The 24,884-nt window shown below is 44.7% G+C and carries 22 protein-coding genes and 1 riboswitch; of the genes, 11 read left to right on the top strand and 11 right to left on the bottom strand.

Annotated elements, in window-relative coordinates; genetic code table 11:
- Positions 1-2: 2 nt before the first annotated feature.
- Positions 3-164, top strand: a riboswitch (cobalamin riboswitch).
- Positions 165-207: 43 nt separating this feature from the next.
- From Q502_RS11500 to Q502_RS11490, 3 genes are read left to right on the top strand one after another with little or no spacing between them, the layout of a single operon-like run.
- Positions 208-1,101: an ABC transporter substrate-binding protein gene (locus Q502_RS11500; protein ID WP_243392386.1), complete on the top strand. Its 894-nt coding sequence runs from the start codon at positions 208-210 to the stop codon at positions 1,099-1,101.
- Positions 1,098-2,090 carry an iron ABC transporter permease gene (locus Q502_RS11495; protein WP_099830390.1) on the top strand — a complete coding sequence of 331 codons (993 nt, stop codon included), beginning with the start codon at positions 1,098-1,100 and terminating at the stop codon, positions 2,088-2,090. The genes Q502_RS11500 and Q502_RS11495 overlap by 4 nt, the downstream gene beginning before the upstream one ends.
- Entirely contained in the window at positions 2,080-2,862 is a 783-nt protein-coding gene (locus Q502_RS11490; RefSeq protein WP_243392382.1) for an ABC transporter ATP-binding protein, read from the top strand. The genes Q502_RS11495 and Q502_RS11490 overlap by 11 nt, the downstream gene beginning before the upstream one ends.
- Here the strand turns inward: Q502_RS11490 and Q502_RS11485 are convergent.
- Entirely contained in the window at positions 2,853-3,323 is a 471-nt protein-coding gene (locus tag Q502_RS11485) for a YbaK/EbsC family protein (RefSeq protein WP_099830389.1), read from the bottom strand. The two genes, Q502_RS11490 and Q502_RS11485, sit on opposite strands and share 10 nt — an antisense overlap.
- 1,111 nt (positions 3,324-4,434) lie before the next feature.
- Between Q502_RS11485 and Q502_RS11475 the strand changes: the two genes are divergently transcribed.
- Positions 4,435-5,679 carry a hypothetical protein gene (locus Q502_RS11475; protein ID WP_099830387.1) on the top strand — a complete coding sequence of 415 codons (1,245 nt, stop codon included), beginning with the start codon at positions 4,435-4,437 and terminating at the stop codon, positions 5,677-5,679.
- A gap of 114 nt (positions 5,680-5,793) precedes the next feature.
- On the opposite strand, the gene Q502_RS11470 is transcribed toward Q502_RS11475, so the two are convergent.
- Complete coding sequence (locus Q502_RS11470) at positions 5,794-6,882, bottom strand: serine hydrolase (protein ID WP_099830386.1); 1,089 nt, start codon at positions 6,880-6,882, stop codon at positions 5,794-5,796.
- Positions 6,883-7,362: 480 nt separating this feature from the next.
- Between Q502_RS11470 and Q502_RS11465 the strand changes: the two genes are divergently transcribed.
- From Q502_RS11465 to Q502_RS11445, 5 genes are read left to right on the top strand one after another with little or no spacing between them, the layout of a single operon-like run.
- Complete coding sequence (locus Q502_RS11465) at positions 7,363-8,832, top strand: ABC transporter substrate-binding protein (protein ID WP_099830385.1); 1,470 nt, start codon at positions 7,363-7,365, stop codon at positions 8,830-8,832.
- A gap of 15 nt (positions 8,833-8,847) precedes the next feature.
- Entirely contained in the window at positions 8,848-9,792 is a 945-nt protein-coding gene (locus Q502_RS11460) for an ABC transporter permease (protein WP_099830384.1), read from the top strand.
- 7 nt (positions 9,793-9,799) lie between these two features.
- On the top strand, positions 9,800-10,606 hold the full coding sequence (locus Q502_RS11455) for an ABC transporter permease (protein ID WP_099830383.1): 807 nt from the start codon (positions 9,800-9,802) through the stop codon (positions 10,604-10,606).
- A 10-nt stretch (positions 10,607-10,616) separates the two neighbouring features.
- Positions 10,617-11,594 carry an ABC transporter ATP-binding protein gene (locus Q502_RS11450; RefSeq protein ID WP_099830382.1) on the top strand — a complete coding sequence of 326 codons (978 nt, stop codon included), beginning with the start codon at positions 10,617-10,619 and terminating at the stop codon, positions 11,592-11,594.
- On the top strand, positions 11,594-12,553 hold the full coding sequence (locus Q502_RS11445; protein ID WP_099830381.1) for an ABC transporter ATP-binding protein: 960 nt from the start codon (positions 11,594-11,596) through the stop codon (positions 12,551-12,553). Before Q502_RS11450 ends, Q502_RS11445 begins: the two co-directional genes overlap by 1 nt.
- A gap of 76 nt (positions 12,554-12,629) precedes the next feature.
- On the opposite strand, the gene Q502_RS11440 is transcribed toward Q502_RS11445, so the two are convergent.
- The 9 genes from Q502_RS11440 to Q502_RS11400 form a co-directional block, all read right to left on the bottom strand.
- Complete coding sequence (locus tag Q502_RS11440; RefSeq protein WP_099830380.1) at positions 12,630-13,817, bottom strand: MFS transporter; 1,188 nt, start codon at positions 13,815-13,817, stop codon at positions 12,630-12,632.
- A gap of 304 nt (positions 13,818-14,121) precedes the next feature.
- Complete coding sequence (locus Q502_RS11435) at positions 14,122-15,849, bottom strand: ABC-F family ATP-binding cassette domain-containing protein (RefSeq protein ID WP_243392381.1); 1,728 nt, start codon at positions 15,847-15,849, stop codon at positions 14,122-14,124.
- 275 nt (positions 15,850-16,124) lie between these two features.
- Positions 16,125-16,526: an ATP-binding protein gene (locus tag Q502_RS11430; protein WP_099830378.1), complete on the bottom strand. Its 402-nt coding sequence runs from the start codon at positions 16,524-16,526 to the stop codon at positions 16,125-16,127.
- A gap of 3 nt (positions 16,527-16,529) precedes the next feature.
- Positions 16,530-16,874, bottom strand: coding sequence for an STAS domain-containing protein (locus Q502_RS11425; protein WP_099830377.1), 345 nt, complete (start codon positions 16,872-16,874; stop codon positions 16,530-16,532).
- A gap of 51 nt (positions 16,875-16,925) precedes the next feature.
- Positions 16,926-18,044 (bottom strand): PP2C family protein-serine/threonine phosphatase, encoded by a 1,119-nt coding sequence (locus tag Q502_RS11420; protein WP_099830376.1) that lies wholly within the window; start codon positions 18,042-18,044, stop codon positions 16,926-16,928.
- Positions 18,045-18,054: 10 nt separating this feature from the next.
- A complete protein-coding gene (locus tag Q502_RS11415) occupies positions 18,055-21,066 on the bottom strand; it encodes an FtsX-like permease family protein (protein WP_099830375.1) in 3,012 nt (1,003 codons plus the stop codon).
- The gene (locus Q502_RS11410) at positions 21,060-21,767 is read right to left on the bottom strand and encodes an ABC transporter ATP-binding protein (protein ID WP_099830374.1); all 708 of its coding nucleotides are present in this window, start codon (positions 21,765-21,767) and stop codon (positions 21,060-21,062) included. The genes Q502_RS11415 and Q502_RS11410 overlap by 7 nt, the downstream gene beginning before the upstream one ends.
- 34 nt (positions 21,768-21,801) lie before the next feature.
- Complete coding sequence (locus Q502_RS11405; protein ID WP_099830373.1) at positions 21,802-22,353, bottom strand: hypothetical protein; 552 nt, start codon at positions 22,351-22,353, stop codon at positions 21,802-21,804.
- Complete coding sequence (locus Q502_RS11400) at positions 22,353-22,973, bottom strand: PRC-barrel domain-containing protein (protein ID WP_099830372.1); 621 nt, start codon at positions 22,971-22,973, stop codon at positions 22,353-22,355. The genes Q502_RS11405 and Q502_RS11400 overlap by 1 nt, the downstream gene beginning before the upstream one ends.
- A gap of 217 nt (positions 22,974-23,190) precedes the next feature.
- Here Q502_RS11400 and Q502_RS11395 point away from each other — a divergent pair, with 217 nt between their 5' ends.
- Together Q502_RS11395 and Q502_RS11390 are read left to right on the top strand one after the other, a co-directional pair.
- Positions 23,191-23,733: a chromate transporter gene (locus Q502_RS11395; protein WP_243392380.1), complete on the top strand. Its 543-nt coding sequence runs from the start codon at positions 23,191-23,193 to the stop codon at positions 23,731-23,733.
- A complete protein-coding gene (locus tag Q502_RS11390; protein ID WP_099830371.1) occupies positions 23,730-24,263 on the top strand; it encodes a chromate transporter in 534 nt (177 codons plus the stop codon). The genes Q502_RS11395 and Q502_RS11390 overlap by 4 nt, the downstream gene beginning before the upstream one ends.
- Positions 24,264-24,884 lie beyond the last annotated feature (621 nt).

Raw genomic sequence — 24,884 nt, 5'->3', positions numbered from 1 at the left:
CTCTCAGAAACAATGCTTCACATCAAGGGAAACCGGTGTGAATCCGGTACGGTCCCGCCACTGTAAGCGGTACGAACTCTGCACATGCCACTGGGCAACCGGGAAGGCGCAGACAGTAGATTGATCCGCAAGTCAGGAGACCTGTGTGAGGCTCAGATATCACCATCCTTCCGAGGCAGAGGGGTGGTGAAATTCCTTGCAGAAGAGGTGAGTTTTTTGAAGAGGTTTTTTGCAGTCGGCTTTATGGTACTGTTCTTTGTTCTGTCACTAGCATTTGAAATCGTGGATGATCTTGGAAGACTCGTGGCGATTGACAATCCCCCCGATAGGGTTGTCATAGCTTCGCCTGCGATCACCAGATATCTCGAAGTTCTGGGTGTATCATCCAGGATCGTAGGAGTGACTGACTGGGACCCGTATGCCTTATCGAATGAAGTGGAGAAAATAGGCAATCTCGTTCCTCTCAACCTTGAGAAGATTCTCTCGCTTGGTCCTGATCTGGTAATGATCTCTGGTGGCTTTCAAGAGCCGGAAGTTGCCAAGCTCGAGAAGATCGGGATCTCTACCTTCGTAATGAATCCAAACTCTTTCGAGGATATCTACAGAAACCTCATGGTTGTCGGCAATTTGTTCGGCATACCTGATAAAGGACGTATAACGGCGATGAACTTCAGAGATGAGGTTCTTGAAATCGCAAAAGACTCCTATAATGTTCCACAGAGTGAGAAGCCCAAAGTTGTGTATATAATGATAGTCGGTGAGGTAAGCGATATCTGGACTTGTGGAACGGGATCTTTCGTTAACCAGGCAATCGCATATGCCGGCGGAGCAAACGTCGGAGCACCTTACAGCGGAAATAACGGATGGTTTCCCGTCAGTCCTGAATTTGTTCTTAACTCCCAGCCGGACATAATTCTTGTGCCATATTATTACGAAGGCGGTCAGGAAGAGGCGGTAAAAATGATAACTTCTTACAAACCCTTTGCAGATCTTCCTGCAGTGAAGAATAACCGAGTCTACCCGCTTTACGACGGCCTAACCGCATATGCAAACCCTGATTTTGTGGACCTCGTGAAGACGTTGAAAGAGTTCTTCTATTGAAACGCGCTGCACTTTTCGCGTTTTTCTCCACAGCATCCGTACTTGGGATGCTGTGGCTCTCGAGTTTCGGAACAGTCAATTATTCGTTGAATGAGATTTTCGGCATATTTCTTGGAGACTCTTCGGAACCAGCTTCCAGTATCTATGTGAATCTCAGACTTCCGAGATTATTAGTGGCTTTCCTGATCGGCTCAGGGTTGGCGGTAGGTGGAAATGGACTTCAACTTACCCTAAAGAATCCCCTTGCAGACCCATATATTATCGGCATATCGGCAGGAGCCTCCTTTGGAGCTGTGTTGTCTTTGTTCTTGAGAGATGTTGGCAGAATATCGCTGAACATGGATCTCCTTGCTTTCGTCTTTGCCTTGTTTTCTTCATTCCTGACCTATACAATCTCCCGGAGAGGAGGGAGAATCCCTATAACAACACTCGTTCTTTCCGGAGTAATAGTCTCCTTTCTTTTCAACGCGGCGGTGACTTTTCTTGTCGTATTTGCCTGGCGAAATGTTATTACCTTGCACTTCTGGTCTCTCGGTTCTCTTTCGGGTGTTACCTGGGATGATTTTTTCAGACTACTTCCGATTATTATTCTTCAGTATGCTTTGTTCACGATAATTCGCCGAAGAATGATAATAATGGCAGCCGGAGAAGAACACGCCATAACCGTCGGAGTTCACCCGGAGCGCATAAAGTTCCTCGTATTCTTCACCGTATCAATCGTTTCGGCAATTGCAGTCGCAACAGCCGGTTTGATTGGTTTTGTGGGGCTTGTTATACCCCACATGGTTAGGCTGGCCTTTGGCACTGACAGCAAGCTGAACCTACCTGCAACTGCGATGTTCGGCGGGGTTTTTCTGGTGGTCTGCGATACCATTGCGAGAACGCTCTTTCAACCCACGGAACTCCCAATCGGTGCAGTGACTGCCCTGGTAGGCGCTCCCGTCTTCATATATCTTCTAAGAAGCAGGGAAGTGGCTAATGATGGTTGATCCAATACAGGTAAGAGATCTGCATTTCAGTTATGGAAAGGAAGAGGTTCTGAGTGGAATCGATCTGGAACTCAGGCACGGGGAAGTGCTTGGAATACTGGGACCAAACGGGAGTGGAAAATCAACTCTGATGGGTGTTATCTGTGGAATTAGAAAGAACTGGAACGGACTTGTGAAAATCATGGGAGAAGATCTTCACGGTCTCTCAACAAAAAAACTGGCAAGAATAGTATCTTACATACCACAGAGCTTCGAACCGTCATTCGATCTGAAAGTTGAGACTATTGTTTCGTTTGGAAGAAACCCACATTTGAGGGGACTGGGAAACTTAACAAATGAGGATTACATGATAATTGACGAATCGATGAGGCTTACGGAAGTATACGGATTCAAGGATCGTCCCTTCAGTACACTCAGCGGAGGCGAGAAACAGCGTGTAATAATCGCAAAGGCTCTTGCCCAGGAAGGAAAGATACTTCTTATGGACGAGTTCACAACTCATCTAGATCCGGGGCACGCAAGAAGAGTTGGAAAAATCGCGACTGATCTCGTCCGCGCAAAGGGACTAAGTGCAATAGCGATCTTTCACGATATAAATCAGGCGGTAGAGATTTCAGACACGCTCTTATTCATCAATAATGGAAGAGTGATTACTTCAGGCAAGGTCTGGGATGTCGTTACTCCGGAAATCATTAGGCAGGTTTACGACCTCAAATCAAAAATCATGCAAAACCCGGTCAGCGGGCTGCCGCTGGTAGTGTTCTACGATTGAGACATAGGATTGCTGACATCGGCTGCCTCGGCACCAGTTATCCTTACAAGTTCTTCGAAATTAGTCTCGACAGCGGAACCGGAAGTCCCCGCAGCAGGAAAAACAGTATCATACTGTTGAAGAGACTGGTCGACAATGATTTTGACTCCTGAAAGTCCAAAGGGACAAACTCCGCCTGGGGAGAAACCAGTCACTCTAAGCGTTAGGGTCCCATCGGCCAGACGAGGTTTCTCACCGGCTATCTTCTTCAGCTTCGAAAGCGAGACCTTCCGATCACCGGGGCAGACCACAAGATAAGCTCTTCCACTTTTGCAAGTGAAGAGAATCGACTTTGCAATTTGGCCGACTTTCACCTTCAACATCTGCGCAGCCGTCGTGGCTGTGGGTGTAGTCCCTTCGGGAAATTCGTAGAACTTCAGGTCGTTGGCCTTCAGTATTGCAAGCACCTTTTCTGGGATCATCGTACACCTCCGGGAAGGGAACTGAACTATGATACCACGAGCCCAAAAGTCGAATCGAAAATTCATTATCGAAGTGGAGAAGAAAATCCTACACAAAAAGCTTCGCTTAAATGAAAAGTGCCCACTCCTTCTGCGAAATTTCTCTATTCAAATATACATTCCATTACTTCAATTAAGAAATCGAAAAAGGTCATATAGATGCGATACACAAATACTCTTATTTGCAGTCGCAAGCGAGACCTTTTTAAGTTCATTTTCACTCTCTCCATTAGTACCGGGCCACTCTCGATAAAAATCCAACAATGACTGCAGTAACGCATGTTTCTATAGACTCTTTAGGCAGTTCGTCACAACCTTGAAGGCAGCTTGCCGTTATCTTCCTTACCGCGACAATCCAGCCTCCCTCTGACTCCCAATGGCCCTCTTCCAATAATCAATGGCTGGCGCTATACAGAACTCCGCACAAAAATAACTCAGCCGATAAACTCTTTCCGACCGTCTCAAGCGAAAAGTTCGGTTTCCTGATCGCCTTTACCGCCTGGCTAGCAATGTTTTTCCAATATCATGAAATATGTGTATAAAAACTATTTATTGCCTTTGGTTTACCATATGGTGTTCTGGTAAACTATGGTGCACATGCTCATGCGGCCCATCCAATTCAATCATTGGAGGTGGTATTATGAGGCGTACGGTAATTCTACTTCTGCTCTGTTTTCTTCTCTCAGTCTCTTTCGCAAACGATCAGGTTAAAGAAATGGAGACGCGCGTCGAACTTCCGGGTTGTTATATCATCAGATGCTACGGAAGCTGTTTCCGGGGCGATCAGGGATACGACTGCGTGCTAACTGGCAGAGCGGCGAACTTCGATGGCAACGGAAATCCACTGGCCGTAATATTACATCTCTATCTAGATTGTTACGTCGTTTTTTTCCTCGTTCAGTCCTGCAGTTTCAGCGGTGATTTTTCCGGCATCGGAGAGGTTGAAGGTTCGGTCGGTTGTTTCATAAACACCGGGCCTTATGAAGGCTCTTGTTTCACTTATGAGTCATCATGTGCCTGTTCGGACTCATAAAGTTTATCCGAAATGTCACAGATAACTGGAGGTGATTTTATGAAAAGAACAATGCTTGTTCTAATCCTTTCCCTGTGTTTCGTCACGACCTTTGCCGCCGGCCTTACAGGCTACTTGACTAAACAGATTCCATGGATGGCCGGAAACGAAATGACGCTCGTCCCGCTCAGCGAATCAAAACCTGACACTCTGGAAACTCCATCTATAGAAGGGTTGAAGTACGGCCTTCTCGAGCTCGGCGCCAAGCCGATAGTATTCGCGCTAATACCCGGAGAGATCCCCCTCCTGTGGATCGACGCGGACAACAACGGCAATGTGCTTGACGACCCAACGATCGCACCGGACTTCAAGGAGTCCCACCAAGACACAACGACCTACGAGTGGATTACCAGAGTCAAAGTCTTTTACGAACTCGATGGTTATTGGGAATCAAGATCTGTCAAACTGTTAGCCAGAAAGACGGGGTTGACTGGCGAGCTGGAGATCCGATATTGTTTGTACGAGCACATGGAGGGGTTAGTCTGGGGCGAAGACGGCCCGAGAAAGATCAAACTCTTCACGCAAGACCCCAAAGGTTTTTACTCTACCGACCAGGTTTACTTCGGAGTCGATACGGACGGCGACGGCGAAATAGCTCTAATCCATGACTCATATGAAATTTTCCTGCATAAGGAAGTCTTCTCTTTGAACGGCAGGGCATACAGACTCGGCGAGGTTTCCGAAGACGGGAAAAAGGTTTCCTTTGAGGAGACTAAGGAGACTCCGACGGAGAAACCGAAATTTCTCAAGGGACAACCTCTTCCAATTCCCGGAGTTCTCCAGACGGATCCAAGTGTTAATGCGGCCTTTTTTGAGGGGTCCCCCAGCCTGATCGTTCTCAGCAAAGTCTCGCCTGCGACAGTCGTCGAACCCGTATACACCGATTGCGACTGCAGTTCTCTGAGCGCTTTCGAAAGGTATAGATTGGACGGAATCATCGATCTCGCCCGGAGGTACACAGATCTGAAGGTTCTATGGATACTCACAGGAAAGGAGCAAGCTGAGCCGGAAGCGGCGCTGTTAGAAAATATCTATTTGAGAGACGAAAGAAGCTTGGCCGATTTCTACGGCTTCCCAGGCGAGGAGAGGGTTTTCATCGTCGATTCGAAGGGCGTTATCGTTGAACTGGACAGTTACTGGGTCGACGAGACCAGCCTCGACACTGATCGGCCGCAGAACGGAAAGTTGATGCTCAATTACTCCGACATAAAAAAGACTGTAGAAGCTCTGTACAAAACCAATTGAAGATCAGACCATTGGCAAATTGCACTTTCGGCAAAACGGAGAACCGCTCTTCAAATGAATGAGAGCGGTTCTCTTGATTTCACCTTCCGGCACAAGAACGTTCAACCCGTCGAGTCAATCCGTTCCCATACCGTTCACTATCACTGCTTTCGCCAGTTCGTGCGAGAGCGCGGTGAAATCCCTTCCCTCGATGTTGCTCAGCACCACCACAAAGATGTCGTCGTCGACATACCGATTTATTCTAGTCGAGGTACCCTTCGTGTCCCCGTCGTGATAAACGACCCTTCTGTACTCGCCATCTATAAGCTCGTTACCGATAAAGACTCCATAGCCTGCCTCGAAGAGTTCATTCGTTGGACTCTCCATTAGTCTTAAGGAGCTTTCTGAAAGCACTTCTCCGGAGGAAAGCGCTCTGTCCCACAGATACAGATCATACACAGTGGAGTATAACCCCCCCGCTCCACCGGGAAGCCTTCTATCGACCCAATCAGCAGGTCTTACGCTAGAGAGATCTATAACATAGGAATCACAGTAGTAAGGAAGACCCCATCCGCTATCGTATTCATTGTAATCGTAACCGGTATTATTCATTCCCAGTGGTTCGAAGAAGTTCGTTCTCAGATAATCATCATAGCGCTTCCCGCTTGCCCTTTCTATGATGACGCTGAGAAGAAAATACGCGCTGTTGCTGTAGAGAAAGCTGCTTCCAGGTTCAAATCTCAGAGGCAGAGAGGAGATGTAAGCGATTTCGGCTTCTTGAAGAGTTCTATCCTCCTCAAATTTCTTGACTTCTCCAAGAAGTTCTAACGTGTTAATCATTGTTGGAATTCCAGAAGAATGATTAAGCATCTGATGAATAAGGATTCTCTCTCCGTTAGGGAATTCGGGAATGAATTTTGCAACAGAATCTGAAAGAGATATTGTCCCCTCTTCCAGTAGCCTAAGAACTGCAGCTGCGGTAAACTGCTTGGTAATCGATGCAATTCTGAACTTCTTTTCAGGAGTGTTGGGGATATTCCTTTCAATGTCTGCCATTCCGTATCCTGCTGCGTGCAAGATCGCATCTCCTCTTGAGACAAGAACGGTTCCCCAAAAGCCTTCAAACGCAATACTCTTATTCATAACTTCATCTATGGGATTGGCAAATAGAAGAAAAGAAAGAGACGTGACAGATAACACTACAGTAGCCAGTCTTCTGAACAAAAGGCACCTCCAGTTGAGAGAGTTTGTGGAGCCCATAATCAATGATAACTCACTTCTGCAATACTGAGATGGATTCTGGATTAACCAATCGAATTGCTCGTCGTTCTGAGTTCACCTGCCGGAATTGATATCCACAGTATTCCTACCGAACCATCTGTCGCTTTCACCGGCTTTGAATTAAGTCTATTGAATCTCCAAGAGGCTCTTATTTTAACTGGTGGCTCAAAGAGAGAGTCTTTCTGCACAGTCATGAGCCAAATCGATCATCGCTTCGATGAGCAGAATGAAATCATCTGCGTTAGACTATAGTTGAAATACAACGGTTGGCAAATCTATTTCATATGTCTCACTTTGAAAGCAGCATTAGGTCTCTGCAGCCATAAAGATTAAAATAACAAATGTTGAGGACGCAATGATCGAAGCATATCCGACGGCTGCACCAGAGAGGTTACTGAAAAGATTTGTTTAGGGAGGAATGAAATGAGAAAGATTCTCTTGATAATAATGCTTTCTATTATTTCTTTGACCAGTTTGCTGTCTCAAAAAATCGTGGTCGCAGTGATGCAGGATCCCGATTTTCTTGATCCACATAGAGCGGCTGCTTCGGGCACTTACGAAATGATGTTCAACGTATTTGAGGGTCTCCTCAAACCCGACTCGAATGGAAGTGTTGTTCCGGCTGTGGCCGAGAGTTACCATATATCGGAGGACGGCCTGACCTATACTTTTACGTTAAGAAGCGGTGTGAAGTTCCATAACGGATTTGAGGTCACAGTTGACGATGTTCTGTACTCTCTCAACAGGCTGAAAGGAAACAATCAGGAAAGGGGCCTTTCATCAGACTTCGAAAAATTCGTCTCAAAGATCGAAGCGGTAGATGAAGAGACAATAAAGGTGGAACTCAGTACCTTGAACACCGACTTTCTCGAGAAGTTCATCATCGCGATAATTCCCGCAAATAACGACAACCATGAAGTCAACCCGATAGGAACTGGACCGTTCAAATTCGTCAAGTATCAGCCGGGTCAGAGGCTTGTAATAGAGAAATTCGACGAATACTGGAATCCCGAGCTGCCTATAGTGGACGAAGTCGAATTCAGAATAATTCCCGACAACCAGGCTGCTATCATGAGTTTCATGGCCGGGGACGTTCAGATACTTCCAAGACTCGATGCAATTCAGGCAATGGTTCTGGGTAATCGATTCAACTTAATTACTGCAGAGCAAAACATGGTCCAGTTGATGGCAATGAACCATGCGGTCAGCCCCTTCGACGACATTAGAGTCAGGAGGGCGATTAACCATGCAGTGGACAAGGACGAGATTATAGAAATCGTGGCTGGCGGTTACGGGACGAAGCTCGGTTCAAACATGTCGCCGATAATGAGCATGTATCATCAGGAGGGTCTCGAGGATTACTATGAAACCAGTTTGGTAAGGTCAAGACAGCTTCTTTCTGAGGCAGGGTATCCCGACGGTTTCAGCACAAAGATCACAGTACCTTCGAACTATCAGTTTCACATAGATACAGCCCAGATAATTGTCGAACAGCTTAAGAGAGTTGGCATAGAAGCCGAAATAGAGCTGGTAGAATGGAGCGTATGGCTGGACAAGGTCTATACGTCAAGAGAGTACGAAATGACAATAATTGGTCTCACTGGGAAACTAAGCGCATACGATATTTTGAGGCGATACGTTTCCGATTATCCGAGAAACTTTTACAACTACTTCAACATCGAATACGATCGAGTGGTCAAAATGGCCATTGAAAAAACGGACATTGAAGAGAAGGCCTCTCTATTTAAGCAGGCACAGATAATCCTCACAGAAGACGCTGCGGCAGTTTACATAATGGATCCCAACTTCTTTGTGGCACTTGCTCCTAATCTATTTGGGTACAAGGTCTATCCACTGTACGTACAGGATATGTCAACTCTTTATTACCGTTAGGGAGGAGCGTCATCTGTGTATGTATATCTGAAGAAACTCTTTGCAATGATTCTGACAGTGCTTCTGGTTTCGCTCATAGCTTTTGTGGCTTTCGAGGTGATCCCCGGGAATCCTGCACTGTCGAGACTCGGCGTAGACGCTGAAGAATCGCAATTCGAAGCTCTTTCAGCCGAATTGGGACTAAACGATCCTCTCGGCGAGAGACTTTCGAGGTGGTTTAAGGGTCTTTTGACGGGAGACCTCGGCACTTCTATGAGATACTCAGTCCCAGTGTCTGATCTGATTCTAGACAGGATACCGGTAACTCTTTCGCTGGCGCTTATGGCCATGATGTTCATTACTCTAGTGGGAATTCCTCTTGGAATAGTCAGTGCAAAATATGGTCACAGACTTCCCGACATTTTGATTTCTATGATCTCACAAATTGGAATGGCCATTCCTTCTTTCTGGAGCGGGATAATCTTGATGTACATATTTGGAATCGTTCTCCGTTGGGTTTCGCCTGGAGGATACGTCCCGTGGAGCGAGGATGCCGTAGGAGCTTTCAAGTCTTTACTGCTCCCCGCCATCGCAATAGCCCTTCCGTCAATTGCCTCGATTATCAGGTATACGAGAAATTCCGTAATGGATCAGATGAAGAGCGACTATGTGCAGCTGGCCCTGTCAAAGGGTTTGAACATAAACTCAGTGTTGTACAAGCATGTGCTGAAGAACTCTCTAATTCCGATCGTTACAGTCCTCGGTATGATAGCGGCAAACATTCTTGGAGGCTCGATAGTGATCGAACAGGTTTTCACGCTCCCAGGTCTTGGAAGACTGTTGATCAATGCGATCTCAACCCGTGACCTACCTCTCGTCCAGGGGATGGTACTGTACATTGCGTTTATAATTGTGATTATCAACTTCCTGATCGACATTGTCTATACCGTAATCGACCCTCGAATCAGATTGGGCGCATGAGGATAGTATGGACAAGAGAAGCATAAATCTCAGAATTGGAATTGTATTGATATCTCTTTTGTTCTCAATGATGATTGTGAGTTTGTTTTACACTCCGTTTTCAGTAACGGAAATCAACAGGGAAGAGCGTTTTTCACCTCCGTCAGTCCGCCATCTTCTGGGTACAGACAATTTCGGAAGAGATGTGCTTAGCAGGATCATGAAAGCTTCTCAAACTGCCTTTTTTGTAGGATTGGTTGCCGTTTCTATCGGAACTCTCTTTGGAGTAACGATCGGTGCCGTGTCTGGTTACTTCGGAGGAATTGTCGATGAGATAATTATGAGATTCATCGATGCAATGATGGCCTTCCCCAGCATTCTCCTTGCATTGATGTTTGTTTCAGTCTTTGGGGTAGGTTTGAGAAACACGATCGTCGCAATAGGTATCATGTCGATTCCTTCGTTTGCCAGGATCACAAGGAGTGGCTTCGTTCAGTATAAAGAGCTGGATTACGTAAGAAGTGCAAAGGTAAGAGGAGTTTCAAACCTCCGTATTATGTTAAGACACATTTTGCCTAATGTACTTTCCCCAATTGTTGTGGCAGCATCTATGGGTTTTTCAAATGCAGTTCTGGCCGAAGCGGCGCTCAGTTATCTTGGACTTGGAATCCAGCCACCCAATCCCAGCTGGGGAAGAATGCTGAGTGAGTCTCAGGTCTTCATAACCGTCAGCCCCTGGTACGCGATAGCACCCGGAATCTTTATTACCCTACTTGTGCTGGGCTTCAATTTTCTCGGAGATGGGATTCGGGACATGAGAGAGAAGAGAAAATAGGTGAGAACATATGCGAACTGAAATAGAGCCTCTGTTAGATATCAAAGATCTCAAAATCGCCTTCGATTCTACAGAAGGGATGCTCTACGCAGTGAAGGGCATATCTCTGGAGGTGCTGGAGAAGGAGATAATCGGGATCGTTGGAGAATCTGGATGCGGAAAGACAGTGACAGCTCTTTCGATAATGAGGTTGCTTCCAGGCAATTCGCACGTGACAGGAAGTCTCTTCTTCTCAGGAACCGATCTGCTCTCTCTAAATGAGGAGAAAATCAGGCGAATACGTGGCAAAGATATCTCGATGATCTTTCAGGAGACACTTTCATCGCTCAATCCTCTACTGAAGGTCGGGTGGCAAATTGAGGAGAACCTTAAGATGCACACTTCTCTTGACAAGGAAGAGCGATTCTCAAGGGTTCTTGAGATCATCAAAGGTGTCGGTCTTCCTGATCCAGAAAGGACATATGGCAAGTACCCTCACGAACTGTCGGGCGGTATGAGGCAGAGAATAGCTATAGCCATAGCCATAGTCTGCAATCCAAAACTGATAATCGCAGATGAGCCGACTACTTCTTTGGACGTAACAATACAGGCACAGATACTGGAGCTGTTAAGAGAGATAAATCGTGAGAGAAACTCCTCAATGATTTTTATTTCGCATAATCTAGGAGTAGTTCGGGAGATCTGCTCGATGGTTTACGTTATGTATGCCGGGCACATCGTTGAGAAAGCACCTGTCGATAAGCTCTTCACAGATCCGGCCCACCCCTACACAATGGGCCTCATAAAAGCCATGCCTAAGAGAGACTCAAAAGGCAAAGAGCTCTTCGACATTCGAGGCCGGGTGCCGTCAATAGCAGACATGATTTACGGTTGCCCATTTGAGCCAAGATGTGACTACGCTGTCGAAAAATGTAAGAAAGAGTTCCCCGGCTTCAAAAAGATGGACAATGATCACGAAGCGAGATGCTTCCTTGCTGGAGAGATTTGATGAAGAGAGGTATTCTGGAGATTCATAACCTTAAAAAACATTACATACTGAGAAGAACCCGATTGCTGAAGAAGCCGGGGATGATCAAGGCACTGAACGGAGTTTCCTTAAGTATTTCTGAAGGAGAATCTTTCGGACTTGTAGGTGAGTCCGGCTGTGGAAAATCAACAGCCGCCTATACAATCGTGGGGCTTCTAAAACCGACGGAGGGGAGGATCCTCTTCAAAGGCGACGACGTTACTTCGCTGAAGAGAGATCAAAAACGTGAATTCAGAAAGAAGGTTCAGCTAATCTTTCAAGACACTTCAGGATCCTTGAATCCAAAAGGAACAGTCGAGTGGATACTGAGAGAACCTTTGAGAGCGATGGGAATGCAAAAGAGAGAGATCAAAGAGCTGATTTTGGAGAGCATGAACCTTGTGGGACTTGACAAGGATCTGTTGGGAAGATTCCCTCACGAGCTTTCTGGAGGTCAAAAGCAGCGCGTAGGAATCATGAATGCGTTAATTCTTAATCCAGAAGTCGTAATAGCCGATGAGCCGGTTTCTTCGCTCGATGTCTCTATCCAGGCACAGATGCTTAACCTTATGAACGATCTTCAGGAGAGGCTTTCTCTGACCTATCTCTTCATTTCCCATGATTTAAACGTTGTTCATTACTTCTGCGACAGAATAGCCGTCATGTATCTTGGCGAAATCGTTGAGCTCTCCGAATCTGAAGAACTCTACAGATCACCGCTTCACCCATATACTCAGTCCCTCCTTTCGGCGATTCCCGGTGAAACCGATCATAAGCTCGAAAGAATAATACTTGAAGGTGATGCTCCCAGTCCCTTGAACCCACCAACTGGATGCTTCTTTCACCCCAGATGTTTCAGGAGAATGGCGATTTGTTCGAGTGTGAAGCCGCAAATGACCGAGGTAACGAAAGATCATTTTGTAAGCTGTCACCTTTACTGAGCGTTCCACTCTCCTAATACTGTAACCCGAGGCGGTTTTTGACCGACATTGCCTTAAGGAGCGCGAATCAATTCTTTCATCCGATCTTCTTGAGTAAATACATACTGAACACATAAAGACAGCTTGCCATCACAGCCAGTGAGACAAAAGCAACTCCAAACGAGATTGTGTCAGCGATTCTTCCGAAAATTGGGAAGAAAATTATCATTACTAAGCTATACATCATACTTGCAAAGGATATTATCGTTGCCCTGCTCCTGGATGGAATCAGCTTATTTATGTAGTCGTTACCTGCTACGAACAGCATGGCTTCAATCATAGTTACAACCATGAAGAAAGGTAACTTGTTCGAGCAAAGAGCCACACCCCACATGGATGCGACAGAAACAAGAGGCAGTATGATCAGGACTTTCTTCTCCTTCAGCAGATGAGATAACCTCTGAACCTTCATGGCCACTAAACCGGCAAGAAACGACCCGGCTGCGAGGTATATGCCAATCTGAAACTCCGTGCGGCCAAGTCCTTTCCAGTAGTTTTGAATGTAAAAGAATATGCAGGCGCTGAATGCCAATATAGTCTGAACAAAAAAGATAAGAAATGCAACCTTTTTATCTCTAGCGATTATTGAGAAGCTATCAACAATCTGCTTCAAGAAGCCCCGGAAGGTCTTTGAGTTACGGCTCACCGATTCGAGGATTGGTGGTTCTGTAAACGAAAGAGAATAGACCGCCGAAAATGTGATGATCCCAGCGGAAACCCAAAATGCATAGTGATAGTTGTACGTTCCCAGGAACCCGCCGATTAGAAGCGCCGTAACTGAAGACACTTGAAATATAGCCTCCTGCCTCCCAAGAACCGATATGAAATTGTCTTCTTTTTTCAGATATTTGAGAGAGTCATAAACAAGAGCCTCTCCAGAACCAGATTCCAGGTTATACGAAAGTGCAGCGAGTACCATGAATAGTGCGAAATGAAGGAAGTTCCTAGAGCCGATCAATACTAGAATGCTTACAAGAGATAGACACCTCCCCATGGTTCTGCTGAGCTTTCTTCCGAACAAGTCTGCTACAGACCCTGTAGGGACCTCCATCGTCAAAGAGGTCACGTGGAATATTCCTTCAAGGAAACCGATCTGCGTCAAGCTCATTCCCTTGGAGGCCATGTAGATCATCCAGAGACCGCTAGACAGTCTCATGTTCATAAGAAAAGAGAATAGGTAATTCTTCTTTATGTTGCTTTTCATGCGCTCAACCATATTATTCATAACGATTTCTCCCAAAAGAAAGAGGCCGTGACACCCGTCACGGCCTCTTGATTTACAGTAAAAATTCAGAGCAATCCAGGCTCGACGAGATAGCATTCACCCACGGAATCCAAAAATCCGCCCAAAATAGCTCTTCTGTAAGCCTGAATAACTTCTAGCATGTGGGTTCGCTCCTTCTCCTGGATTGAGTTAGGAATATTATATATCAAATAGGCTCATAAAAAAGTTTCCAATGCGGATGAGGCATTTCTCGTTATTCTCTGGGTTCTCCAGCTGCTAGAATATCCCCATCGGTGCCGAGCTCTCAATCTTCCTCCTCAGAATTATGAAGGAAGGTTTTTGTGCTTCTCCTGAAGTTCGACTCATCGTAGGAGTCCGCAAGAATCTCTTTTGTACAATCAAAGGAGTCGATATCAATCTCCTCTGAATACTCGAAGCTTTTAAGCATACCTTCTTCAATGGTGAGAATCTTTTCCCCGTGTTCTGCAATGAACTGCCTGTCGTGACTAATGAAGAAAAACCCTCCTGCGAAGTCGTTGAGAAGTCTGTCAAGTACTTCTAGAGATTCAATATCCAAATGATTGGTTGGCTCGTCCATAAAGATGAACTCAACCTTTGAAAGAAGAGATTTCAGTAAGGCAAGCCTCATCAACTCTCCGTAGCTCATCTTTTTAATCTCCGAGAAGGCCTTCTCTCCCTTGAGACCGATATTGGCCAGGTGACTTCTGACGGCGGTCACTTCCAGTCCAAGGTCGGCGATTTCTTCATAGGGAGTTCCTCTTTCGAAGAGTTCTGCGACATTCTGTGGAATGTACATCCAGTTTACACTCTCGTTTCTGTACATTCTGCCACTCGATGGTTCCAGAATCCCTACCAGGCATTTCATCAGAGTTGTTTTCCCCGAACCATTCGGCCCTATGAGACCAACTCTATCGGAAGTATCCATGTTAACAGAGGCCTCCCTTATGACTTCATTTTCTTCGTAAGAGAACGAGAGGCCCTCCACCATGACCATTTTTCTGTTCGGAACTCCATATTTAGGAATCCTGACAGTAACAGGCTTCTCAACAAACGGTTTTTCGCACTCCAGTTCACCGATCAGTCTTTCGGTCCTTTTCTGTACAGCTAGCGCACGTCTGGCTAGTTTGGCCGCCATATGTCCTTCATGGCCTTTATCGCTTGCGAATCTCTTTGAAGCCTCTCTTGAATCTGACCAGCTCTTCCTCCTGGTCGCATCGAGTTCCAGTTGACGTATCTTCTTACTTATCTCTTCACTTTTCTTCTTCCTTGATAGGAAATCACTTTTCAGATGCGCCAGCATCTCAGAATAGCCACCTCGAACTCCTATTGCCTCTCCTCTTTTCAGATAGATCGTCTTGTGAGCGACTCTGTCGATGAATCTCCTGTCATGACTTACAACAATAACTCCAACACCCCTCTCGCTTAGTGAGGTTATGATCTCTTCAAGTCTTAAGGTCATTTCTATGTCGAGATGGTTTGTCGGCTCGTCCAGCAAGAAAAGATTCGAACCGGAGAGAACTCCCCTGACAAGGGAGAGAATTCTCTTCTGCCCATGGGAGAAATTCATGTACGGGAAATCCAGATTGTCAACATTGATGCCAAACTCATTTAGAGATGAAGAAATCTTTGCTTCGAACTCGAATCCCCCAACATTATGAAATTCATTTATGAGTTCCGCATAGGTCATAGGATCATTTACAGAGCTGCCCAATTTCTCGTAGATGTCGAAGAGCTCTTTTTTCGCCCCCAGTAGATACTCCTTCACTGTCCCATAAAAGTCTGCAATCTCCTGGTTAACAAGAAGCGGGTCGATACCTTGCTCAATAGTTATTTTTCCTTCCGAGGGAGTGATTTCACCTTTGATGGATTTCAGGAGAGTCGACTTGCCGGCACCGTTTGCCCCGGTGACAGCCAAAATCTCTCCTGCAGCAAGATCGAGACTGACTTTCTTAAGAACGTCTACGCTTCCAAAGGAAACTGAAAGATTGTGTATTTGAAGCAAATTGATCACCTCCAGTAAGGCTAGAAGCTCAAAGTTATTTGAATTGAACGGCTAAATAGGATTGAAGTCTTTCGATGTTTTTTGAGGAAGTATTCAGTTTTGTAGATTAAAGAAGTCTATTCTTCATTTCAGCACCTACTGGTTTGCGATCAGTAATTTATAACACATAGATCAAGGCCAAGTCAAACTCATTATCGAGTTGAGCATGATGCACTACCAACAAGTACTACGGTTTAGTTTGATTGTGAACCTGCACAGCGATGGAAAGCAAAAGCAAGTTCTAGTTAGATTATGATCTTCAGAATGTTTCTGCCGTCAACATAGGAGTATTCAGCTTTCTTGGAAAACCTCTTTATTAAGTAGATACCCATTCCACCTTGCTGCAGAAGCTCGATGTTCTCAAGATTTGGATCATCCACCTCAAGTGGATTGAACTCTCTTGAAGTGTCTTCGATTGTAATTACTACTTCATTTTCCCCGATAGCGAGACTGACTGATATGAGATCTTCTTCAGTAAGCTGGCCGTGCTTAACGATATTAGAGCAAGCCTCAATTACTATCAAGCCAGCTCTGAAACCGGTTTCATTGTCCATGCACCTTCTTACTATCTCCGAGACTTTAGCCGAGAAAGCATCGATTTTGCCCATTTCGGGTCTAACCTTGAAATTGTACTTCTTCTCACCCATCTCTCAACACGAATTCTTGATGACTTCTTCAAGGCTACAATCCTTTACAACAAAGAGCCTATCGAGCCTCAGAGTATTAAGCAGCTTCTTTATCTCATCAGACAAATTTATCAAGACGAGATCACTATCTTCAGCAGCAACTGTCTTGTAGATGCTTATCAAAGCGGCAATGCCCATAGAGTCAATGAATTCGATGTTGGTCCCATCGACGATCACTGACGAACAGCTTTTGAGATCGACTGTCTCTTGCCATTTTCTGAACCTCGCCGATGTCTCTCCTGTGATTCTCGCTCTTTCCAAGAGGGAAATTACTCCGATCTTATTCTCCATCATCTTCAATTCAAACATCTTACTCTCGCTCCTAGTTTTCATAGATTTCCGGACCATATGACGTTCTTACTAGAACTCTATGAGCAGCGCCGTAATATCATCTTCAGCCAACACACTTCCTTTGAAGCTATCAAATGAGGTCTTAAGACGCTCAGACGTTTCCTCAATGTCTATATTCGCACAACTCTCAAAGAGATCTCTTAGTCTGCTCTCACCATACATCTCACCTTTTTCGTTCAGCAACTCAATCAATCCGTCTGTATACAACAGAAGACGATCTCCCTTTAATAACGGCACTCTCGACACTTCTCCGCGAACCATGTTCATACCAATCAGGCTTTCTCTCCTATCATCAAGCAGTTCAACAGAGCCCTTTCTAAGAATCATCGGCGAGGGGTGCCCCGCATTTGCCAGAAGAGCAAAGCCTTCTAGATCAACAACTACGGCGATAATAGTAAAGAATAGATTGAACCTCTCAAACACGAAGTTCTTGTCGAGCTCTTTCATGAAGCTGCTCAGGTCGAAATCTATGTCGTTAATACCGGATCTGAAATCTTCAATGAACCGGTGCACCATAACCGATAGCATTGCAGCATTTACTCCATGTCCGGACATATCCGCCAAATAAACGAAGAAACGGTTTTCGTTCAACCTAAACACATCGAATATATCCCCGCCAACTCTGTAGGAAGGTTCGTAGATCCATCTGACAGCAAGTCCTTGTGGATCGCTTTTCGGTACAAGCGCGTTTTGTATCTTTCCCGCCGCAAGAACATCACTCTCAAGATTGTCTACAGCTATTCTCAGAGACTTTATCAACTCGTGTAACTTCAACTGAGTATTCACTCTAAGTAAAACCTCTTCGGGAAGAAAGGGTTTTGAGATGAAATCAACGGCCCCCGAACTGAGAGCAGTAAGTTTGCTCTGCCTGTCTGAAGAACCGGTAAGTACGATTACTGGAATAGACCGCAGCTCTTCACTAGACTTGAGCTCAGTCAGAATATCCAGTCCATTGTAGTCGGGCAGCATAAGATCCAGCAAAATCATATCAGGCTTGTCTCTTGACAGTGAAGACAACGCAGACTCACCATCGGGGCTTTCGATCACATCGTGTCTATCCCTGACAAGTATTGATTTTAGAAGCACTCTAACCGAACTGTCGTCATCCACCACCAATATCCTGCTCACCTCACCACTCCTATTCAAAATACCGCAGAGCTTCAGCAGGTTCTATTCTTGAGGCCGAATAACTGGGAATAATCGTAGACACAAGTGAAGCAAAATAGAATATCAGGGTCATGGCAGCAAGCTGATCCCACGGAATATACAGTTTCATGCCTTCCATCAATGGAGAAGCGTAGATCTCTATACTTGTAAGAGTGCCGGTTACAATTCCGAGAACAATACCAACAATCGCGATAAATGAACTTTCCAAGAGAAAGGAGGAGAACACCATCTTCTTCGTAAATCCAATTGCCTTAAGCATTCCGATTATTCGCTTTCTTTCGTGAAGAGCCTTGAACATAATGATCGCGATTCCTACGATCCCGACTAGCATCCCGAAGTAAAGGAAAGATCTGAGAATGTTGACTGTTCCTTGCAGCATAGAGGATGTTAAATTGATTATGTCGTCAACATAAAGGAGGAAGAGGCTCCTAGATTCGATCTTACTCTGCAGGATGTCAAAGTTCTCTTTCTTCTGATCCGGAGAAGTGCCTGCAAGGTTGAAAAGTAAGTATCTCTCTGCAGCACTTCCTGCTAACTCGCTAGGAACATTTCCTGCATAGATTAGGAGTCCATTGAGGAAGGAGATAGTATTTTCCGGAATTGTAGCGATTACTTCCAAATAAACAGGACTGGTGTCAATCGACTCTGACGAAACCCCTCTTCTCAACAACCCGCCAATACCTTGACCGGAATCTCCCTGATCGACTATCCCTCTGAGTTCCAGAGTATCTCCAGGAGCAACATCCGGCAAAACGCTATTAGACACTATTACAGTACCGGGATTACTACGCAAGTAATCCCAAAGCTCTTCACCGCTTGATATGTCTAGGTGCTCATCATAAAGAATATCGGTCAATCTGCTATTGTCTATGAAAAGGTCGTCAACTAGATATATCTGTTCAAGTCCAAAGCTATCCTCTTCTCTCACAGCTACGTTCAAACTCGCTACGGTCGAGATCTCTCTCACTTCAGGCTGTGACTGAAGTTCAGTGAAGGAGATGGTTCTCTCTCCTGTAAGCGAGAAGGCGCCAGCATCAAAACCAGTGAAAACCGCGTCCCTGCTTCTTATAAGCATTTGCTCCATCGAGTAAGGTATTACAGAGATAAGCGTAATCACGAAAATCACAACCGCAAACATGGCAATGGTAAGACCTGTCCTCATGCGATTCCTGGAAGAAAAGGCTATCGAAATCTTGAATACTGGTGCGGCAGCTCTCGCCTTTTGGAACAACTTATTAAGGAGAAACTCGAAAGTCTTTAGATTATAGACAATCAGGAAAAGACCGGCGAAAAGAATCGCAGCCCCTTTTGCAACCGTTAGATAGATGGAAGAACCGCTGGAAGCTATTAATGAAAAAGAGTTACTGACCATTGTAAACGCTATGACCGCAATGGAGAAGAGCGACTCGATTAACCTCTTGTTTCTCGCTGGAATAGCAATCGGTATTAGCAGACCTGTCAATACGACACCCGTAAAAAAGCCGTTTGCATTACCTATAGAGTAGGCGCTATATGCAACTACTATTGACAAGAGAACTCCAACTGAAGCTATGATATTCAATAAGAGTCTTTTGCGCTCGTCCAGTTCTTCGGGAATATTCCTTACGGCGGTAACTATATTTGTTCGTGAAATTTTCCTTCCCGTATATAGAATTATTACCAATGGAATGATCAATCCAAGGAGAAACCCATAAGCAATCGAATCGGTACGCACAAAAAAGGCAAACGAGCTCTGCATGGAATCAAATGCGATGTTCGCTCCTTCAATGGGAATAAGCGTTACGATATCTTCGGAAAGACTCACAAAACTTCCCAGAGTCAACCTTGCGATAGCCAAACCAGCGAGCACACCAATTGCTGAAGATATTATCGAGTAGAAGAATCCTTCATAGAAAATGGTTCTTGAGACCCTTTTTCTCGAATAGCCTATCGCTCTGAGAGTTCCAAGCTCGGTTCTTCTCTCTTGTGCTAGCATCAAATATATATTTGTCAGAAGAAGCGCTCCTGCGAATATTGCGAAAACGCTTAACATAAGGAATAGAAGACCGATATTGCCTTGATCAACCATCCTGATAGAATCCCTCTTTACCTCTCTAACAGCAAACTCTTCGCCGGCCACCTCTCTTATCGCTACCAAAACATCATCAGTAAGCCTCTCCCCCTTTAAGAAATCACCGCGATTGGATACAAGCAAAGCGTTGAAATAATCATCCACACCGATTTTCAAAACCTCTCTCGCAACTTCAACATCCATAAGCATAGTGAATGCGTTTGGCCGTTGATTCTCTATCTGATAATTAAAAACACCGTTACCTTCAACAATGTCAATAATTTTCACTTGTGGAAGAGGAATCCAGAAGAGCAACCTCTGTCCAGGATCCGCAAGGATTTCGATCTCGTCTCCAACCGACACGCTTAATGAATCAGCGAGCTCTCGGTTTATTATGACGCCGGGTACACCATCCGTTGGGGGAGGAATGGCTAGATCGATACCGGAAGCGTCGGGCCACTTTGACAAATGATCGAACAAGACTCCTATGATGGTGACCTGCATACTCTGACCGGTTTGACTTCTTGCGTTACCCGGGAGACCCACTGAAACAGTCCTGCTGAGAATGGGAAGAACACCGTCAACCTGTTCATTTCTGGACAGTGAATCGACAAGAGCTTCTATCTTGAAGTTTGGGATGAACTCTTTTGCGACGTTCTGATTATCTGAAGGAATGTAGACCAATTCATCTATCTCACCATGAGTTCTCTCAATCTGACTAAACAAAAACTTCTGAAAGGAATCGTTCATGGCCATGGAGCCCATTATCAGTGCCGTTCCTATCAATGATCCCATTATTACGAGGAAAGTATCGGACTTTCTTCTGTAGACGTTCCTGTAACCTATTTTGAAGATTATTGGATTCATTATCATGGAGACAATGGTTGCAATTACAGCAATCCCCGTAAAAAGACTCACTATCTGTATTAGCACTCTTCCACCTTCAATTCTCTATTCTCTTCAATCTTCAGAATGTGACCGCTGTCCATATGGAGAATCCTGTTGGAATAATCGGAGACTCTTTCATCGTGGGTTACAATAACGAAAGTCTGATTAAGAGTTTGGTTCAGCTCAGTTATAAGATTCATAAGGTCGCCGCTGGTTTTCGTGTCGAGGGCTCCGGTGGGTTCGTCGGCCCACACGATTGCAGGTTTATGAACAAGTGCTCTTGCAATGGAAACTCTCTGTCGCTCACCACCGCTTAGTCGAGAAGGCAGATAATACTCTCGCTCCTTGAGATTCACTTTTGCGAGAATCTCCATAGCGGCTTCTCGAGCCTTTTTTTGGTTGCTTCCCATTGTAAGCATGGCAAGCTCAACGTTCTCGACCGCATTCAGTACTGGTATAAGATTGTAGAACTGAAAAACAAATCCCATATTCATTGCCCTGAATCGAGTCTTTTCGTCGTCCTTCAAAGAATGAAGATCCACACCTCTAATCATGACTTTCCCTTCAGTCGGGGTATCAATTCCTGAAAGGCAGTTCAGAAGCGTACTCTTTCCACAACCAGATGGTCCGAGAATCGACAGTATCTCCCCCTCGTAGATATCGAAGGATACACCCTTCAAAGCCTCAACCGAAATCTCACCTGACCTATAAGTTTTACTAACGTTTCTAACTTCAACAAACGCCATTTCGAACCTCCTTTCAGTAAGCGAAAGATAGTTTCTACAAAGTAATATCGTCCACAGCTTTCCTTATCTCATTATTGAGCTTCTGTATTGTCTTCTCAAGACTTGAAAAGGCCTTTCTAGATAAAGCAACAATTATCCCTGAAGCACAGTAGGAGAATATACCGGCCGCAACTTCTGTCCTCCTCTGAACCAGTACCGATGAAAGCATTACTGCAAGAGGAAAAAGCGGTGCGGCATAGGCAGAGAATATGTACAGCTTTCTCTGTAGCTCTGATGGTTTTCTTAGCTTCTCTTCGAGAGAAAGCACAACTTCTTTAAGCTTCTTCAGATTCTCGGAATCGATTATCTTGCCTTTCGTACTTTCGTTAAAGGTATCGGTAAGAGTTAGTACACTGTGAACATCTTCTAGAAAGGCAGAGATCTTCTTGGAGCGACCACCCCCCGGTACTCCCATTATAATCAAGTAGTCGAAAACGATTACTAGCGGAAGAAAGAAAAAAATGGGCTGCGTATAAGTGCCCTCGGCGAAATTGAGTATAAAAAGAATTGCAGTAGCTACCAAATAGTAAACCGTCAACTTTTTCATCAATCCATTTCCGGCAGTTTCTCCACCATCACTGAGGACGCGGAGACCCTTACTTTACATTCGTCAATCTCCTCAACCCAGTCTATCGGTATGAGCTTTTTCGACTTGGAGCCAAAACTACCATATTCGCAAACTAAATGAGTTATCTTCCCTTCGTCATTCAGAACGAAGCTTCTTAACCTTCCAATCATCTTTTCCTCAGCACTAACTATATCACAACCTGGTTCGAGTGACTTAGTATCTTTGGGAACGTTTATCGAAGTATTGAGAGGCGGAAGAGGATAAAGCTCTGCATAATCACCTACCGGTCTGAGCCAGTATACCGGAGTAACCCCGCTTTCCAAGTTATCAATCTCCTCTCCGGTCACAAAGAATGTCTCCTCGTAATCCTGCAGAGTTTCAACATCCTTCGATTCAATTTTCAACCTAACCTCATCGGGAGCCGCAAAAAAGACAGTCGTTATCGGCACGAGCTTTGCCACTCTGTTGAAGATACCTTTCTCTATTACGACATGAGTGACTTCATTGTTCTTGGGATGAATAACAACCCGGATGACTTTTCCGAGATCTTTTCCATCGGAAGAAATGGCTTTTGCACCCCATCTAATTCTGTTTTCCATAGGTTCACCCCCTTAAAACAAGTTTATCACGTAGGGTATGCTCTACCACAAAGACAATTGGTTATATGACTGCAGAAAACTGGAACGAGTTGTAAAATATAGGAGCTGAATGGTCAAGGATAGAGAGAAATACTGATACTGGTCAAAGCACTTCGCTGAAGGAATAATCAAAACCGAGAGGAGGAAGTTCGTCTCTCCGATTTGGATATGATGGACAATGCGCTATATGAGCCCACTTAGGCTTTTCTGGATATTCGTCAAAGTTAGCACGTTCACCATAGGTGGTGGATACGCGATGATCCCCGTCATCAAAGAATTCATTGTTGATAAGTACAAGATTATGCAAAACGATGAATTTCTTGATGTTATTGTTACTGCCCAGACAGTACCCGGTGTAATTGCAATCAACACCGCGATGATACTGGGGAGCAGACTGTCCGGATTCTGGGGTGCATTTTTCGCGGTTCTTGGAGCTTCGTTAACTCCATTCATAATAATACTGGTTATCGCAAGCTTCTTCACTGATTTCGTTGATCTACCTGTTTTCAAGGGCTTCTTTGCAGGAGCAAGGGTCGGAGTTACCGTCATATTGGCCAATCTTTCTTTCCAGTTGCTGAGGAGAAGTCTCAAGAGATATATGATACTGGCGGTTATTACCGCGGGGACAATTGCAATTGTCCTTCTCAATTTATCTTCGATCTGGGTCCTGCTAGTCTGCTCTATGCTGATCTACTTCATAGACAAGCGGAGGACGCAATGATCCTAATAAACCTGTTCTGGGCCTTCTTCAAAATCGGTCTTCTTGCCTTCGGGGGTGGTTACGGTGCTCTCAGCCTCATTCAGGATCAAATAGTTAACATAAACAAATGGATTGAACTTGATGAATTTCTCACTCTTATTTCTATCTCTCAGATGACCCCGGGGCCGATAGCAATCAATTCTGCTACCTTCATTGGATATCAAATTGCCGGAATACCAGGATCGATATTCTCTACAGTTGGAGTAGTTCTTCCAAGTGTGTTCTGGATCTTCTTGATATTGAAAATCCTGAAATTTGTGTCTAAGTGGATCGATACAGTCGAAGTATTCAATGCACTACGTTTGGGCATAATCGCGCTGATTCTTTCGGCGACTTTCAGAATTGGGATTGAATCTATCAATAGTATTTTTGCACTCATTCTTGGCATTGCTGCTTTTTACATCCTCTATAAGTTTAAACCTTCAGTTATCTGGATTGTTCTCGGAACGGGTTTGATGGGAGTAATCATGAGCTTGTTCCTTCCCCTATAAACCTTATATTATTTGGCTTCTGAGCCACACATGTGCAATAGAGTCAAGAAAAACTTCATTCTTTTGATTGCAAACATCGAATTTTTCATTCGCATGAGTAATTTGATCAATTTCTTCCTGATCTAGCGACGACTCCACTTGAATAATTAAGAAGATTAAAATGAATATATTGATTAAAACTATATAATACTTCAGGCGTATGATTACACGATTAGATCTTGAGAATCTGCAATTATAACCATTTACAGACCGTCAATATCGATTATCATCTCTATGCTTTCTCTTGATAAGTTTTAGAAATCAGCTGAACGTGATCTACAATAGACTTGTAATCTTAAGTTGATGGAAAGTTTCTAGATCCATGGATCATCGAGTGACTTATTCTTTTCAACTGATTCTTGACGATGTGAGAACTAAGTATCTGAGAATTAAAGCAGTTAATGTACGCATTATTGCTCAAACACTTGACCGAGGGGGTGCATTGTATGTGGAAGATACCTGAAGAAGACGAGCATTAGCAACGGTGAATCGAGAAGGTAAAAAGGAAGTTGACTGATTTGGAGGTGTACTGGATGAAGAAGATTATTGCGATCATTCTATTGGGTTTAGTTGCTTTTGGAA

It is taken from the genome of Mesotoga sp. Brook.08.YT.4.2.5.2., from assembly GCF_003351125.1.
In the GTDB taxonomy this organism is placed as follows: Bacteria; Thermotogota; Thermotogae; order Petrotogales; family Kosmotogaceae; genus Mesotoga.
Note: the sequence above shows the minus strand (reverse complement) of the source record. Positions and strands in the feature narration are given on the sequence as shown.